At 66.6% G+C, this 15,274-nt stretch carries 11 protein-coding genes and 1 other RNA gene; 11 read left to right on the top strand and 1 reads right to left on the bottom strand.

Going from position 1 to position 15,274, the window contains the following annotated elements; genetic code table 11:
* The first annotated feature begins 22 nt into the window (after positions 1–22).
* From uvrB to AAF481_03740, 11 genes are all read left to right on the top strand, one after another.
* On the top strand, positions 23–2,014 hold the full coding sequence (gene uvrB / locus AAF481_03690; GenBank protein MEM7480255.1) for an excinuclease ABC subunit UvrB: 1,992 nt from the start codon (positions 23–25) through the stop codon (positions 2,012–2,014).
* A gap of 8 nt (positions 2,015–2,022) precedes the next feature.
* Positions 2,023–3,849, top strand: coding sequence for an excinuclease ABC subunit UvrC (uvrC, locus tag AAF481_03695; GenBank protein MEM7480256.1), 1,827 nt, complete (start codon positions 2,023–2,025; stop codon positions 3,847–3,849).
* A 38-nt stretch (positions 3,850–3,887) separates the two neighbouring features.
* The gene (locus AAF481_03700; GenBank protein MEM7480257.1) at positions 3,888–5,402 is read left to right on the top strand and encodes a tetratricopeptide repeat protein; all 1,515 of its coding nucleotides are present in this window, start codon (positions 3,888–3,890) and stop codon (positions 5,400–5,402) included.
* A gap of 200 nt (positions 5,403–5,602) precedes the next feature.
* Positions 5,603–5,992, top strand: an RNA gene (gene rnpB, locus AAF481_03705) — RNase P RNA component class A.
* Between the two features lie 186 nt (positions 5,993–6,178).
* Complete coding sequence (locus tag AAF481_03710; protein MEM7480258.1) at positions 6,179–7,099, top strand: LD-carboxypeptidase; 921 nt, start codon at positions 6,179–6,181, stop codon at positions 7,097–7,099.
* 5 nt (positions 7,100–7,104) lie between these two features.
* Entirely contained in the window at positions 7,105–7,890 is a 786-nt protein-coding gene (locus AAF481_03715) for a cyclic nucleotide-binding domain-containing protein (GenBank protein MEM7480259.1), read from the top strand.
* 244 nt (positions 7,891–8,134) lie between these two features.
* Positions 8,135–10,183, top strand: coding sequence for an ATP-dependent DNA helicase RecG (locus AAF481_03720; protein MEM7480260.1), 2,049 nt, complete (start codon positions 8,135–8,137; stop codon positions 10,181–10,183).
* Positions 10,176–11,384 carry a glycosyltransferase family 4 protein gene (locus AAF481_03725; protein MEM7480261.1) on the top strand — a complete coding sequence of 403 codons (1,209 nt, stop codon included), beginning with the start codon at positions 10,176–10,178 and terminating at the stop codon, positions 11,382–11,384. The genes AAF481_03720 and AAF481_03725 overlap by 8 nt, the downstream gene beginning before the upstream one ends.
* Positions 11,385–11,394: 10 nt before the next feature.
* Positions 11,395–11,832, top strand: coding sequence for a hypothetical protein (locus AAF481_03730; protein ID MEM7480262.1), 438 nt, complete (start codon positions 11,395–11,397; stop codon positions 11,830–11,832).
* 2 nt (positions 11,833–11,834) lie between these two features.
* The gene (locus AAF481_03735; protein MEM7480263.1) at positions 11,835–12,746 is read left to right on the top strand and encodes a glycosyltransferase family 2 protein; all 912 of its coding nucleotides are present in this window, start codon (positions 11,835–11,837) and stop codon (positions 12,744–12,746) included.
* A 339-nt stretch (positions 12,747–13,085) separates the two neighbouring features.
* Entirely contained in the window at positions 13,086–13,556 is a 471-nt protein-coding gene (locus AAF481_03740; GenBank protein MEM7480264.1) for a hypothetical protein, read from the top strand.
* Between the two features lie 575 nt (positions 13,557–14,131).
* On the opposite strand, the gene AAF481_03745 is transcribed toward AAF481_03740, so the two are convergent.
* Complete coding sequence (locus AAF481_03745; protein ID MEM7480265.1) at positions 14,132–15,031, bottom strand: hypothetical protein; 900 nt, start codon at positions 15,029–15,031, stop codon at positions 14,132–14,134.
* Positions 15,032–15,274 lie beyond the last annotated feature (243 nt).

A 15,274-nucleotide genomic window follows, 5' to 3' on the forward strand; every position in this document is an offset into this window, starting at 1 on the left:
GCGCCCGTTTCCAAGCCCTCCGATGAATCGTTTCGCACTCGTTTCGCCCTTCTCGCCCAGCGGCGACCAGCCGCAGGCCATCGAGCAGTTGGTGCAGGGGGTGCGGTCCAGACTCGGCGAGCAGGTGCTCCTCGGGGTCACCGGATCCGGCAAGACCTTCACCATGGCGAAGGTGATCGAGGAACTCAACCGGCCGACCCTGATCCTGTCCCACAACAAGACCCTGGCGGCGCAGCTCTTTCAGGAGTTCCGGAGCTTTTTCCCCAACAACGCCGTCGAGTACTTCGTCTCCTACTACGACTACTACCAGCCGGAAGCCTATGTACCGGCGTCAGACACCTACATCGAGAAGGAAACCTCCATCAACGAGGAGATCGACCGCTTGCGCCTGCGCGCCACCAAGTCGCTGTTCGAGCGTCGCGACGTGCTGATCGTGGCGTCCGTATCGTGCATCTACGGCCTCGGCTCGCCGGAGACCTTCTTCGGCATGCTGCACTTTTTCGAGGTTGGCGACGAGGCGGGGATGGAAGAAGGGCTCGAAAAGCTGGTGCGCATGCAGTACCAGCGCACGCCCTTCGACCTCTATCACGGCTCATTTCGAGTGCGCGGCGACGTGCTGGAGATCCAGCCGGCCTACGAGGAGATCGGCGTGCGGGTGGAGTACTTCGGCGACGAGATCGAGCGCATCAGCCGCTTCGACCCGCTGCGCGGCGACGTCCTACAGGAAGTAGAGAAGGTGGGGATCTTCCCCAAGACCCACTACGTCACCCCCAAGGAGCGGCTGCTCAAGGCGATCGACGGCATCCAGCTCGAGTTGGCCGAACGCCTGGCGGAGTTGTCGGACCAGGACCGACTGCTGGAGTTCCAGCGCCTCGAACAGCGCACCCGCTTCGACCTCGAAATGTTGCGCGAGATCGGCTACTGCCACGGCATCGAGAATTACTCCCGCCATCTCTCCGGCCGGCAGCCCGGGGAGCCGCCGCCAACCCTGTTGGACTACTTCCCGGAGGATTTTCTGCTGGTGGTGGACGAGAGCCATCAGACGGTGCCGCAGGTGCGGGGCATGTACTACGGCGACCGCAGCCGCAAGGAAACCCTGGTGGCGCACGGCTTCCGGTTGCCGAGCGCGCGCGACAACCGCCCGCTCACCGTCGAGGAGTTCGACGACCGGGTGGGCCAGCGCATCTACGTGTCGGCGACGCCGGCGCCGTGGGAGCTGGAGCGGGTGGAAGGGGTGGTGGCGGAGCAGCTCATCCGGCCGACGGGCCTGCTCGATCCGCCGATCGAAGTGCGGCCCGCCCGCGGCCAGGTGGACGACCTCTTGGCGGAGGTGCGGCGGGTGGCGGAGCGCGGTGAGCGGGTGTTGGTGACCACCCTCACCAAGCGCATGGCGGAGGAACTGACCCAGTACTTCTCCGAGCTGCAGGTGCGGGTGCGCTACATGCACTCGGACATCGACACCATGGAACGGGTCGAGATCGTCACCGCCCTGCGGCGCGGGGAGTTCGACGTGCTGGTCGGTATCAACCTGCTGCGCGAGGGCCTCGACCTGCCGGAAGTGGCGCTGGTGGCGATTCTCGATGCGGACAAGGAGGGCTTCCTGCGCTCCGAGACCTCCCTGATCCAAACCGCCGGCCGCGCCGCCCGCAACCTCGAAGGGCGGGTGATCTTCTATGCCGATCAGGTCACTCGGTCGATGCAGCATGCGATCGACGAAGGCCGCCGCCGGCGCGAAGTGCAGCAGGCCTACAACAGCGAGCACGGCATCGAGCCCAAGACCATCCTCAAGGACGTCCACAACCCGCTGGTGGCCCTCTCGAACCTCGACGCCTACGCGCCGGATCCTCGGCTGCTGGCGGAGGTGGCGGAGGGTGACGAAGTGCCCCTGCCCAAGCGCATTGCCCGCTTGGAGAAAGCGATGAAGGAAGCCGCCAAAAAACTCGAATTCGAGGAGGCGGCGGCGCTGAGGGATCAGGTCAAGGAGCTCAAAGAACTCCAGATCTACGGCAGCTAGCGTTCACCATGTCCTGGACGGACCGCCTTCCCCAACTTCCTGACCAACCGGGGATCTACATCTTCCGCGGGGCCGACGGTGGTGCCCTCTACGTCGGCAAGGCCAAGTCCCTGCGCAAGCGGGTGCCGGCGTACCAGCGGCCGATGGAGCCGCGGCTGGCGGCAATGGCCGCCGAGGCGGTGGATCTCGAGTTCGTGGTGACGGATTCGGAATCCGAAGCGCTGCTGATCGAGAACAACTGGATCAAGAGCAACAAGCCGCGCTACAACGTCCTGCTGCGGGACGACAAGACCTACCCCTACCTTAAAGTCACCGTGCAGCACGACTACCCGAAGATCGCCTTCACCCGCCGGGTGCGCGACGACGGGGCCGACTACTTCGGCCCCTATCTGCCCGGCGGCCTGGCGCGCAAGGCGATCAAGCTGGTCCAGAAGCTGTTCCAGGTGCGGGTGTGCCACATCCAGATCGACGGCAAACTGGCGCGGCCGTGCTTGTACCACGGCATGAGGCGCTGCCTCGGGCCGTGCGTCGATGGGCTGACCACGGCGGAGGCTTACGCCGCCGCCGTCGAGCAGACCCGGTTGTTCCTCGCCGGCCGCAACAACGCCCTGGTCAAGCGCTTGAAGAGCGACATGTGGAACGCCTCCGAGGCCCTCGACTACGAGACGGCGGCGCGCCTGCGGGACACCCTGGCGGAGATCGAGGCGATCGGCCAGCGCCGCAAACTGTCCTCCGTCGCCGGCGAGGACGTCGATGTCTTCGGCATCTACCTGGCCGGCGGCAACGCCGCCGTGGTGGTGCTGGTGATGCGCGGCGGCCAGGTGCTCGACCGGCGTGAACTCTTCTGGGAAGGGGTTGGCTCCATCGCTCCGGAGCGTCTGCTGGACGAAGTGCTGCCGCAGCTCTACGACCGCACCACCTTCATCCCTAAGGAGGTCCACCTCCCGCTGGTGATCGAGGGCGAGGAAGCGCTGGTGGCGTGGCTCGGCGAGCGCAAGGGCCAGCGGGTGTATCTGCGGGTGCCGGCCCGCGGCCCGAAGGCCGAGCGGGTGGCCCTTGCGATGCGCAACGCCCGCCTGGCCCACCGGCGGCGGTTCCGCGAGGGGCAGGCTGCCGCCGGCGCGATGGCCCTCGGCAAGCATCTGCGGCTACCGGAGGCGCCGCGCCGCATCGAGGGCTTCGACATCTCGCATTTCCAGGGCGGTGAGACCGTCGCCTCGGTGGTGGTGTGGGAGGAGGGGAGGATCCTCAAGAAGGACTACCGCTCCTTCAACATCCGGCCGGAGGACGAGCCCGGAGCGGCTCCCCGGCCGCGCGACCGCGCCAACGACGACGTGCGCTCTATCCGCCAGGCGGTGTCTCGGCGCTACCGGCGGCGCCTGGAAGAAGTGGGCGAGATGCCCGATCTGGTGCTGATCGACGGCGGCCGTGGGCAGCTCAACGGCGCCCTCGAGGCGCTCGCCGAGTTGGGGGTGGAAGAGACCCCCATCGCCGCCCTGGCCAAGCGAGAGGAAGAGGTCTACCTGCCGGCCCAGCCGGCGCCGCTGCGCCTCGACCGCTCGGACCCCGGTCTCCTGCTGCTCCAGCGAGTGCGCGACGAAGCCCATCGCTTCGCTCTGTCGCGCCACCGCAACCGGCGCTCCCGGCGCACCCTGGCAAGCCGCCTGGAAGAGATCCCCGGCGTTGGCCCCAAGCGCCGTAGGCAACTCCTCACCCGCTTCGGCAGCCTGGCGGGGGTGGCCGCCGCGCCGGCCGACGAGTTGGCCGCGTTGGTGGGAAAGAAGCTGGCCGGGCGCATCTCTACCGCCCTGGCGGACGATGCCCCCGCGCCCTGATAGAGTCGGCGCAACATCTTTCAAAGGCAAGGTTTAGCATGAACTCCGATCACCCCCTCAAGCGCCAGGTGCCGATCATCGAAGCGGTCCGCGGTATCTACCAGAGCCGCCGCAGCGGCCTGATCGAAATCGAGGCCGAGGCCACCGGTCCGGGCGGCGAAGCGCAGCCCAAACGCCGGCTGTTCTTCGCCGACGGCGAGCTGCACCTGCCGCAGGTGAACGCCCTTGCCCGGCGCTTGGCGCCGCACCTGCCGATCGGCAGCACCGGCGATTCGGAGGAGCTGCGCTCGGAGGTCGCTTCGCTAATGGAGCGGGTCGCTCACCTGCTGCACGGTTGGGAAGCCTCGGAGTACGCTTTCTTCGAGGGCAACCACCTGCTGCCGCCGGATCTCGTCGGCCCCTTCCCGACCGCCGCCCTGCTGATGGAGTGGGCGGTGATGGACCTCTCCCACGATGACCTGTTGGAACAGCTCGGCGGCGGCGGAAACCCTTTTCGGGCCGTGTCGGCGTCGCCGCCGGAGGCTCTCGCCCCGCTGCTGTCGCCGGACGATTTGGCCCTGCTCAAGCGTCTGACGAAGCCGGTGGAGCTGGGCCCGCTGGTGACCGAAGCGGCGGACGACGCCACCGAGACGCTGCGCCGCCTCGGTCGCCTCAAGGCCATCGGCCTGGTGCGGGGCGGCACCCGCTCACCGGTATCCCAGGGCACACAACCGGTGCCGGTGGACGTCCTCAAGAGCTTGGCCGACCGGGTCGGCCGCGATCTCGCCGCGCGGCCGGTGGACCTCGACTCCAGCGAACACCGAGCGCGGCTACGGGATCTGCTGGCGGACTCCGGCGGTATGACCCACTACGAGCTGTTCGGCATCGGTCAGGAAGCCAAGGACGAAGACATCCACGACGCCTACGACCGGGTGGCCCGGTTGGTCCATCCGAGCCATGCCGAGGGGCTCCATCTGGAAGGCCGGGAGGAGGCCCTGTGGCTCCTCTTCGAGCGCGCGACGGACGCCTACCTGACCCTGAACGACCCGTCCCGGCGCAGCCGCTACAACACCCACCTCGGAATCTCCCTCGACCCTTCTCCCAATCGTCACCAGCGCGAAGGGGAGTCCCAGCGCCTGGCGGTCAGCTACTTTCGGCAGGGCAAGAGCATGCTGGCGAACGAGGAGTATCACTTCGCCGTCGAGCTGCTGCAGCAGGCGGTGCAGGCGGATCCCAAGGGGGAGTACTACCTGGCCCTGGCGGAGTCCCAGGAGCAAAACCCCAACTGGCTGCGCCGAGCGGCCGAGAGCTATCGGCGAGCGATCGAGATGGGCTCCGACGAGGCCGCCGTGTGGAACGCCCTGGGCCGGGTACACGAGCGCATGGGGCAGTTTGAGCAGGCCCGGTTACAGTTCGGCGCCGCCCTACGGCGCACCCCGGGAGATCCCGAGGCGGAGGCCGGCCTGGCGCGCATCGAAGCTCTGCGGGCACCGGCCAAGGCTGCCGTCACCGGTGGTGGCGGAGGGGTCAAGTCTTTCCTCTCACGTCTTCTCCGCAAGCCTCAGAGCCAGTAGGGTGCTGGAGATCGGCTTCGCCGATGATTTCAGCACGCCTCCTGGCTGCTCATTTGCGGGGGGCTGGGCGCCCCCTCGCCCGAAAACGGAACGTTTCCGGGCTCACCCCATCCACGGCGTCTTACGCCGCCGCCTCGCTCTCCGAGTTCGGTCGTGGAATTCAGCGCTCTGCTTGAATGCTGATAATCTGGCGCCGAGTCGGAGAGGCTCGGGTGGTCGCCGGGCTCCTCGGAGCCTGGAGGAAAGTCCGAACTCCCACGGACAGCATGCTCGCTAACGGCGAGGCGCGGCGACGCGACGGAAAGTGCAGCAGAGAGTAGACCGCCGCGCACCTCCCGGGTGCGCGGTAAGGGTGAAAGGGTGCGGTAAGAGCGCACCGCTCCACCGGCGACGGTGTGAGGCACGGCAAACCCCATGCGGAGCAAGACCAAATAGGGGAGCGGTTCACGGGCCGTCCGTCCCGTCTTCGCGCGAGCGAGGCCAGCTCCCGGGTAGGTTGCTCGAGACCGGCGGCAACGCCGGTCCCAGATGAATGACCGCCGCTCCGCTTCGGCGGAGAACAGGATTCGGCTTACACGGCCTCTCCGGCTCGGTTTTTCAGAGGGGCTGGGCGCCCGCACGCGGTCCGCCCCCTCGCCGCAACAAGTGCGATTCTTTGCCGGGCCGCGCAGGCGGCTCACCCCGTCCACGGCGCCTCTGGCGCCGCTTCGCCCTTCGGGCTCGGGTGCAGAGTACGAAGAAAGTCTCGCACTCTGCCTTGCTGACAAGGGGCTCTCATGAGAAACGTTCCCATCGCCCGCTTGCCGCCGCCGGTTCTGCCCGGCGACAAGGTTGGCGTCGCCGCCCTTTCCGGCCCGGCCGACCCGGTTCGGCTGGAAGCGGGCCTGGCGGCTCTTCGCGATCTCGGCTTCGAGCCGGTGGTGGCGGCCAACGCCTTCGATCGCTCCGGCCTGTTCGCCGGCAATGACGGCCACCGCCTGGAGTCCTTCCACCAACTGCTGCGGAATCCGGAGATCAAGGCCGTCTTCTTCGTGCGCGGCGGCTACGGCTTGATGCGCCTGCTGCCGAGAATCGACTGGGATCTGCTCGGCAGCGAGCCGCGGGCCTTCATCGGTTACTCGGACCTCACGCCGCTGCTCTGGCAGATCGTCGAACGCTTCGGCTGGGTGACCTTTCACGGCCCGATGGTGGCGGCGGATCTGGCCCGCGGCTTGACGAAGATGGAACGCATCTCGCTGCTCGACGCGCTGGCCGGCCGCGGCCCGTTTCTCGTGCCCCTGGCCTCCGCAGGCGGCGAGCCGGCGGAGGAGATGACCGAGGGTCCGCTGGTGGGAGGCTGCCTTTCGATGCTGACGGCGCTCCTCGGCACGCCGTATTTCCCTTCCCTAAGGGGCCGGATTCTCTTTTGGGAGGACATCGACGAGCCGCTCTATCGCCTCGACCGAATGTTGACCCATCTGCGGCTCTCCGGTAGCCTGAGCGATCTCCGCGCCATGGTCATCGGCCATCTCACCTGCTCCGACGGCAGCGCTTCCGAGCGCTGGAGGTGCCGATTGGAGGAGGCCGTGAAAGGGTTTCCCTGGCCGGTGTTTTGGGGGCTGGAATGTGGGCACCAAGCGCCCAACCGGACCCTTCCCATGGGATTGCAGGCGCGCCTGGAGATGGCGGCGGGCCGAATGGAGTTGTTCGAGGCTTGAATGCGATGACCAAGGCGAAGTTCAAAACCACCAGCAACAAGGCGGCACAAAGTCAGTTCCAGGCGGAGTTCGCCAAGGGATCCTTCGTCTTCACCGAAGGTGAATTGGGTACCCACATGTACATCATCCAGGAAGGCAAGGTGGAGATCCTCCAGCGCCTGGGCGGCGAAGACCGCCAGGCGGCGGTGCTCGAAAAGGGTGACTTCTTCGGCGAGATGGCGGTGCTCGAAGACCTGCCGCGCAACGCCTCCGCCCGCACCCTGGCGGACACCCGCCTGCTGCAGATTGACAGCTCGACCTTCGATCAGATGCTCAAGGACAATCCCGAGATCGGCGTGCGGATGATGCGCAAGCTGTCCCGCCGGCTGCGCGAGACGGACACCATGCTGCGGGAGATCATGGGTACCGACGAAAGCACCCCGTCGCCGGAGATCCCCGCCCCGGAAGCCGCCGTCGCCGCTTCCACCAGCGAAACCCTGCGCCACGAAGAGTCCGGTATGAAGTTCCCGCTAAGCAGCGGTTCCGAGACGATGATCGGCCGCAAGGATCCGGTCACCGGCATCTTCCCGGACATCGATCTGTCGCCCATCGACACCCAGCGCTCGATCAGCCGCCGCCACGCCAAGATCTACCGCCGCGGGGACACCCTCTACCTGTCCGAGGAGATTGGCACCATGAACGGCACCTTCGTCAACGCCAACCGGCTGGTCAAGGGCGTGCCGGCGGAGATCAAGGCCGGCGACGAAGTGCGCTGCGGAGTGATTCCCCTGGTGCTAGAAGTCGGCGGCTAGCAGCTCGCTGAAGAATGTCTTCGACAATGATCTCAGCTTCGCTGCTAGCTGTTATTCATCAGGGGGCTAGGCGCCCCCTCACCCGAAAAGCTCAGGCTTTTCGCTCTCACCCCGTCCTCGGCGGTTTTGCCGCCGCCTCGCCCTCCGGGCTTGGTCGCAGGCTGCTGATGAGCAGTTCAGTACCCTGCTAGAGACCGCTCGACCTTGCATGGGCAGAGCCTCGCAAGGAACCGTGGCCGCCGAGTTGAGCCCCACTTCCGATCTTGAAGGTCTGCCCGGCATCGGCCCCAAGCGGGCCGCCGAGCTGCGCTCCCTCGGCATCCGGCAGCCGTTGGACCTGCTGCTGCGCCTGCCGCAGCGCTGGGAGGATCGCCGCTCGGTGGCGGCGGTGGCGGATCTCACCGGGCGTTGGAATGAGGGCGCCGGCGAGGAGCTGGCAACGGTGGTCGGCTACTTGGAAAGCGTCCGAACCATCCGCCTTCGCGGTCGCCGCACGATGGTGACCGCTCGCCTGCGCGACGCCGCCGATAAAACCCTCGACGTCCGCTGGTTCAACCGCCCCTTCATCGCGCGCCAGATCGATCCCGCCGCCCGCTATCGGCTGCACGGCGCGGTCAAGGTCAAGAAGAACGGCTTGGAGCTGCTCAACCCGAGTTGTGAGCGCTGGGAGGTGGCGGAGGGAGAGCCGGCCTTGACGCCGATCTACAGCTCCCTCGGCCCGCACGGTCCCGCCACGGTGCGGCGCTGGACGGAAGCGGCCTTGAGACAGGATCTACCGGCGGATCCGCTGCCGGCGGATCTCCGCAGCCGCCGGCAGCTCGGCGATCTGCCGGCAGCTCTCCGCGCTGTCCACCAGCCGCCGCCGGACGCGAGCCTCGATGACCTCGCCCCGGGCTCGCCGCCCTGGCGTCGTGTCGCCTATCAGCGCCTCCTCGAACGTCAGCTCCGATTGGCTCGGCGGCGCAGCCTTCGCCGTGGCACCTGCGCGCCGATCTCGCTGCCGACGGATCCGGACCGCCTCGACCGGTTGGCCCGCCCCTTTCCCTTCGAGCTGACCGCCGGCCAGCGGCGCTGCGGCGAGGAGATCCTGAGCGACCTCGGCCGCTCTTGGCCGATGGATCGGCTGCTCCAGGGCGATGTCGGCAGCGGCAAGACGGCGGTGGCCGCCCTCGCCCTCGGGGCGGTGCTGGAGGCCGGTGGGCAGGCCTTACTGATGGCGCCGACGGAACTGCTGGCAGAGCAGCACCGGCAGTCCCTCGACGGGTGGGGCTTCGGTGAGCGCTGGAAGGTCGCCACCCTCACCGCTTCCCGGCGGGACGCCGAGGCGGTGCGACGGGAGCTGGCGGACGGCTCGGTGGATCTCGTCGTCGGCACCCATTCGCTGATTCAGCACACCACCCGCTTCGTCCGCCTCGCCCTGGTGGTGATCGACGAGCAGCAGCGCTTCGGCGTCGAGCAGCGCCAGGCCTTCGCCGGCCATCCCCACCGCCTCACCCTCACCGCCACGCCGATCCCCCGCTCTCTGGCCCTCACCCTGTGGGGGGATCTCGAACTGTCAATCCTCGACGAGAAACCGCGCGGCCGGCAGCCGGTGGTCACCGAGCTGCAGCCGATCACCGAACGCATGGCCGTCTATGCCGAACTCGAAAAGCGCCTGGAGCGCGGCGAGCAGGCCTTTGTGGTGATGCCGCGGGTGGGCGGGGAGGACAAGGCCGGCGCCACCGCCGCGGTCGAGGTCGAAGGCGAAGCGCTTCGGGAGCGCTTCGCCAAGTTTGGAGCGGCGGCTATCCACGGTGGGACGCCGAGCGAAGAGCGCCAGGCGGCGACCGCCGCCCTGGCGGCCGGCGACCTGCGCTTGGTGGTCGCCACCACCGTCATCGAGGTGGGGGTGGACGTGCCCGGTGCCACGCGGATGGTGGTCGAAAACGCCGAGTGCTTCGGCCTGGCTCAGCTCCATCAGCTCCGCGGCCGCATCGGTCGCAGCACCAAGCCCTCCAAGTGCATCCTGCTGCATGGCCCCTGCGGCCCCGCCGCTCTCCGACGGCTGGAACAACTGGTGCACGGTGACGACGGCTTCCGCCTCGCTGCCGTGGACCTTCGCCTGCGCGGCGCCGGCGATCTGCTCGGCGCCCGCCAATCTGGGCTGGAAGAGTTCTCTGGGCTGGAAGAGTGGCTCGCCGAGGAATCGAGCCCCTGGCCCGAATACGCTCGGAAAGATGCCGAGGAGTTGCTCGCGCGCTGGCAGGATCCGGCCCTCGCGGCGCTGCGGGAAAGGCTGGCTGGCGATGGCTGACGATCCGCTCCACGAGCGCATTCTGCTGGTCGCCAACACCCTGCCGCCGCACGACATCAGCGGCGTGGGGGAGCAGGTGCTGCAGCTCGCCGAAGGCCTGCGGCAGCGCGGTGCGGAAGTCGAGGTGTTGGGCCGCGGCGGCCAGAAAGAAGACGCGGACGGTGCCCGGGGACCCAAAGTGCTCTTCCCGTTGACCATCGTGCCGGCGGTGCGTCGGCGTCTGCGCTCCTTCCGCCCGACGGTCCTCCAGGTCCACGAGTCCGACGGCGCCCTGGCCCTGTGGGCCGGGCGCCGCCACCGCCGCCGCAGCGGCCAGCGACTTCTCCTCGTCGCCCTCCAGCAGGTGAGCTACGTGCGCGAGCGCCGCGCCGTCCGCCCGCTGCGCGACGCTTCCGACGGTGACCGGGTGATCGGCCGTCCGGGGAGCGTCGAGAAGCGCTTCCGGTGGCTGAAAGCGCCCCTCCAGATCCTCCTCGGCCGCTGGACGGCTCGCTGGGCGGACCGGGTGCTGGCCCCCAGCGAGCGCACCGCCGGCGAGATCGAGCTGGACTATCTCAGAGGAAAAGGACGGGGCGGAGAAGGAGACGTGCGGGTGGTGCCGAACGTCACCGGCGGGCTAGTACACCAGACCGTTGCCAGCTTTGAGGACCCCGCCGATGAACCGGTCTTTCTGTTCGTCGGCCGCCTGCGCCTCCGCAAGGGGGTGGAAACCCTCCTCGCCGCCTACCGCCGTCTGGAGGACTCCGGCTCCCCGCCGGCACCCCTCTGGATCGTCGGCAGTGGCGAGCACCAAGCGGCTCTGCGGGCGCGGGTGGAGGCGCTCGGCCTGCGATCGGTCCGCTTTCTCGGCCGCCGTTCCGGCGCCGAAGTGCGCGGCCTCTTCGAGCGCTCCCGAGCGCTGGTGGTGCCCTCCACCTATGAAGGCATGCCGCTGGTCATCCTGGAGGCGATGGAGGCGGCCTTGCCGGTGATCGCTAGTGATGTGTCCGGAATACCCGAGGTGGTGGTCGACGGCGTCACCGGCCGCATCGTGCCGCCGGAAGACTCCGCCGCCCTGGCGGCGGTCCTGCGCGAAGCCCAGGATCATCCCGAGCGGGCGAAGGACTGGGGCCAAGCCGGCCGCCGGCGCCTCGACGAGCACTACCGCCCACACCACGGCGCCAAGGCCTGGATCGCGGCCCTGTCCGACCTCTTGGAGTAGGATCGCCGCCATGCGATTCGAGCGCTTGATCTACGCCATCGCCCTGTTGGGCACCGCCGCCTTCCTTGCCGCCGGCGTCGTTTCGTTTGGTGTCGGTTTACCCCTTGCCGGCCTGGAACCGTATTTGTTCGGCGGCCTGATGATCCTCGCAGCGTTGCTCGTGCCGCACTTTTGGACCATTCTTTACCTGTTCGGAACCGGTCGCGCCCTCGCCGCCGTCGGCATCACGCCGCCCCGCCTGAGAGCCCTCGCGGCGTGGATCGCTGCCACCGTCCTCACCCTCGGCGCGCTGGTCGGCAGCGTTTTGCAGGGAGGCGGTGCCGGCGCCTTCCCGGGCGGCCACCTCGGCCTGTTCGTCTTCGCTCTCGTCCTCCATGTGAGCAGCCTGGTCTACGGCTGGAAAGTGCTGCGCGCCAACGCCGCCCTCTTCGACCACCCGGCCGAGTGACCGTGCGCAATCTCGGCGCCCCGGTGGTCGCCGTGCTGGTCAACTGGAACGGCGCGTCGGACACCCTCGAAACTCTCGACAGCCTGTCCGAGTCGGACTCTCCACCGCGCATCCTGTTGGTGGACAATGGTTCCACGGACGACTCCGTGGCCCGCCTGCGTGAGAGTTGGCCCGACCTCGAAATCCTCGAAACCGGCGAAAACCTCGGCTTCGCCGGCGGCAACCTGGCGGGCATCCGCCGCGCCCTCGAGGACCCGGAGGTCGGCTTCGTCCTGCTGATCAACACCGATGTCGAAGTGGCCCCAGACTTCCTGGAACCGCTGGTCGTCGCCTGCGCCGACCCGGATGTCGGCGCCGCCGGGCCGAAGATTTTCTACGCCGATCCCCGCGACCGCCTGTGGGCTGCCGGCGGTCGCCTCCGCCTGCGCGAGACGGTCACCGAAGAGTGGGGAAGGGGCGAGCGGGACGGACCCAAATGGTGCACCCCGAAAGACGTCACCTACCTCACCACCTGCTGCCTCCTCATCCCGCGCGACGCGCTCGAAAACGTCGGCCCCCTCGACCCGGCCTACTTCATCAACGTCGACGACGCCGACTGGTGCCGCCGCGCCTTGGACGCTGGCTACCGCCTGCGCTACGAGCCGGCAAGCGTCCTATGGCACAAAGTCGCCTCCTCCACCGCCGGCAGCTACACCCCCTTCAAGACCTTCCACACCGGCCGCAGCAACGCGATCTATGTGCGGAAGCACCACGGGTTCTTCGGGCGACTGGTGTTTGTCGGCTGGAACCTGCTGGCGCTGGCGGCGGCGTTCTTGCGCGAGGCGCCGAAGGGCAACGCCCGTGCGGTTTGGGGGAAGGTGCGGGGGGCGTGGGAGGGGCTTAGATCGAGCCTGCCCACGAATCCAAGTCTTTGAGCGAGTTCGCCAGATCGGCGTTGAAATTCAATTGATTTCGGGAAGCCTGCTATGATTTTATTTGCTACATATACATCATCGTGACTTGTTCCGGAGATCGACTGCGCGGCGAAGTCTTCTCGACGTCTCGCTTCTTTCCCAAGCAAATCGCTAGGCGTTCTAACGGTTCTTTTAGTCGTTCGATTGGCCGTCCGCGAGCTAGCTGAGGTAGCGTAAGAATCCGCTTCTACATCCGATGGGGCGCCTATTTCCAGTAAGCCCAACCGTTCCAGGACCCAAACGAATATTGGCGAGGGAGTGACTATGTCTAGTCCGACTGCTGGCATGCGTGATCACATCGTGGAACGAATCGAAACGGGAGCGAATATCAGCGTCGGCTTCGACATTCCACAGTTTCAGATGGCACTCCATCTGACCGGAATCGATAAGCCCAGCAACTGGCGCCAGTGGTGGAACCCGAGTGGAGCCTACCGGGTCATTACGACCTGGGCTCAAGACCTTGAAATCGAACACATGGTGGAGGAGGTCCAGTTCTTCGACAACAACGTCAACGCTAGCTGCAATCACTGGATCCCGTTTTGCTTGCACGCCATGACGATCGCCTTACCGATCACTGGCAACTGGAGTTGCGTGATAGCTAGGGAGTGGCACGAGATTCTTCCTGGTGACGAGTACAATCGGGCCCACTCCTATGTCGGTAGGGCCGTCATGAGTCGTGGCCAGTGGGAACCCAAGCAAGGAGGCTGTGCCGGTCTCTTGCTGCTACCGACTCTTGTGGGGCTGGGCATTCTCTTCTATGAGGCGCTATGAACCGACCTGGGCTTATCGAAGGCTCGAGTTCGAGATCTTATGGTGACCACATGCGGTTCGGCCTCATGCTCTTCATTCCGGCGGCCGCTGCACTTTCGGTTGCGTTTACGGCGATTGCGCTCATGCTTGCAGGTCGACTTGACTTGAGATCCCCATGGACAGCTCTCGGGGGTCTGGTTGATGCTTGGGCGGTCGCGGTTGCTTGGCTACCTCTGACGCTAATGTTCCTACGGGGCCTAAACAACGCTATCGGATGGCCGAACAGCTATTCCTCATACGCGCGCAGAGATGCGTTGAGAGTGATGGCATCGGTGTTGGCCCTTATCAACCTGGCAATCGTAGTATTTGGGCGTGTTGCTGAAGGCTCGATGGCTGGCCATATGGCATTTTGGTGCGACGTTCTCGAGTCCGTAGGAATCGTAGCCCCTGGCGGTCACTCGTCTCTTCACGATTGGTTCTGCGCGATCATAGCTATCGTTATTGCTGTCCTCGTGACTCGACAGGGGGAAGAGCCGTGACCAGTTCATTAAGGAAGTAGCTATTACCGGTACTCGAGCTTCCACCTTCATTCCCACTCAGTCGACCCGTGAACGAACCCACTCTGCTGTCGTTCCCTGCAAGCATCGAGCGTAGGTGAGCAAGGCCACTGCCAAAGAGAAAATGGCCAGTTTCCATCCCCACTCGAATGGCACCGCGTGATAAGTCCACAGCAGAGCCATTACCCCGCTTCCGGCGACCGCCAAGCAGGCGAAGAGGCCATGGAGCGCAGCTTCGGAATCGAACTCTAGGCGTTGGTACTCCCGGCGCCGCCAGAGAAGCCACGGCAGAGGCAACAGGAGGCCCGCGAAGAGGAAGGGGTCGGCCGGGAAGCCCCCCATGGCGCCGGCGGTCGCCTGATTGGGTTCGAAGAGGATGCGGGCCGTTCGCAGCTCCAGGACCGTGTCGCTTCCGTTCTGGGAACGGAACTGCACCGGCTCTTGCAGCTTGAACACCGCGCCGACCGGCGGAATGGCTTGGATGCCGGGGGAGGCGACGACGATGGGGTCGTCGTGGGTGAGATCCCACCCGAAGTTGGGTACCTGGACGCGAAAGAAGAAGCGGATCTCCGCGTCCGCGGGAAAGAACTTGAGGCCGGTGGGATCGTGGCTTTGAACGCGCCCTAGAGAGGTTCTTTCGGTGTCGAGATCGATGTGCACCGGCCCGGTGAGCGGGTGGAAGCCGCGGAAGGAGGTCTCCTCCCATTGGATCTGTTTGGTGGTCGCGGTAAGGTCGGAGACCTCTCCCGTGCCTTCACCCTCGGACGAGACTTCGACGCACACCGGAAACCCTTCGCCACCGTCGCCCGGCGCCACCATGTACCAACAGACGGTTTTGACGCACTGACGGTGGCCGGTGCAGGCGAGGGCCGAACTCGATGCTGCATGCGAGAAGGCAAAACAAGCGGCGAGGGTGGTGATCAAGGTCAGGCGGCGCACGTTGTCCTCCTCTGCTGAGATCCCTCAGGGCGGCTTCGCCGGGGACGGCGACTGGATCAAGGCCATCCGATCGAGGAAATGTATTTTCAATAATGCAGATATTAGCATGATCAGCTCCGGCGCGGAGATCTAGGGTCCGCCACGATAGGACAGACGGCTCTGATCCGGTATCATTGGCGCTTCGCGCCCCGGCTTTTCCGGCCGGGCGGTTCCACCCCACCTGCGAGCGATTTCGAAGAGCGA

It is taken from the genome of Acidobacteriota bacterium (assembly GCA_039030395.1).
GTDB lineage: Bacteria > Acidobacteriota > Thermoanaerobaculia > Multivoradales > JBCCEF01 > JBCCEF01.

What these genes read in the sequence shown, in the direction of transcription:
- uvrB (MEM7480255.1), top strand. Translation starts at nt 23, where the DNA reads ATGAATCGTTTCGCACTCGTTTCGCCCTTCTCGCCCAGCGGCGACCAG.
- uvrC (MEM7480256.1), top strand. Translation starts at nt 2,023, where the DNA reads ATGTCCTGGACGGACCGCCTTCCCCAACTTCCTGACCAACCGGGGATC.
- AAF481_03700 (MEM7480257.1), top strand. Translation starts at nt 3,888, where the DNA reads ATGAACTCCGATCACCCCCTCAAGCGCCAGGTGCCGATCATCGAAGCG.
- AAF481_03710 (MEM7480258.1), top strand. Translation starts at nt 6,179, where the DNA reads ATGAGAAACGTTCCCATCGCCCGCTTGCCGCCGCCGGTTCTGCCCGGC.
- AAF481_03715 (MEM7480259.1), top strand. Translation starts at nt 7,105, where the DNA reads ATGACCAAGGCGAAGTTCAAAACCACCAGCAACAAGGCGGCACAAAGT.
- AAF481_03725 (MEM7480261.1), top strand. Translation starts at nt 10,176, where the DNA reads ATGGCTGACGATCCGCTCCACGAGCGCATTCTGCTGGTCGCCAACACC.
- AAF481_03730 (MEM7480262.1), top strand. Translation starts at nt 11,395, where the DNA reads ATGCGATTCGAGCGCTTGATCTACGCCATCGCCCTGTTGGGCACCGCC.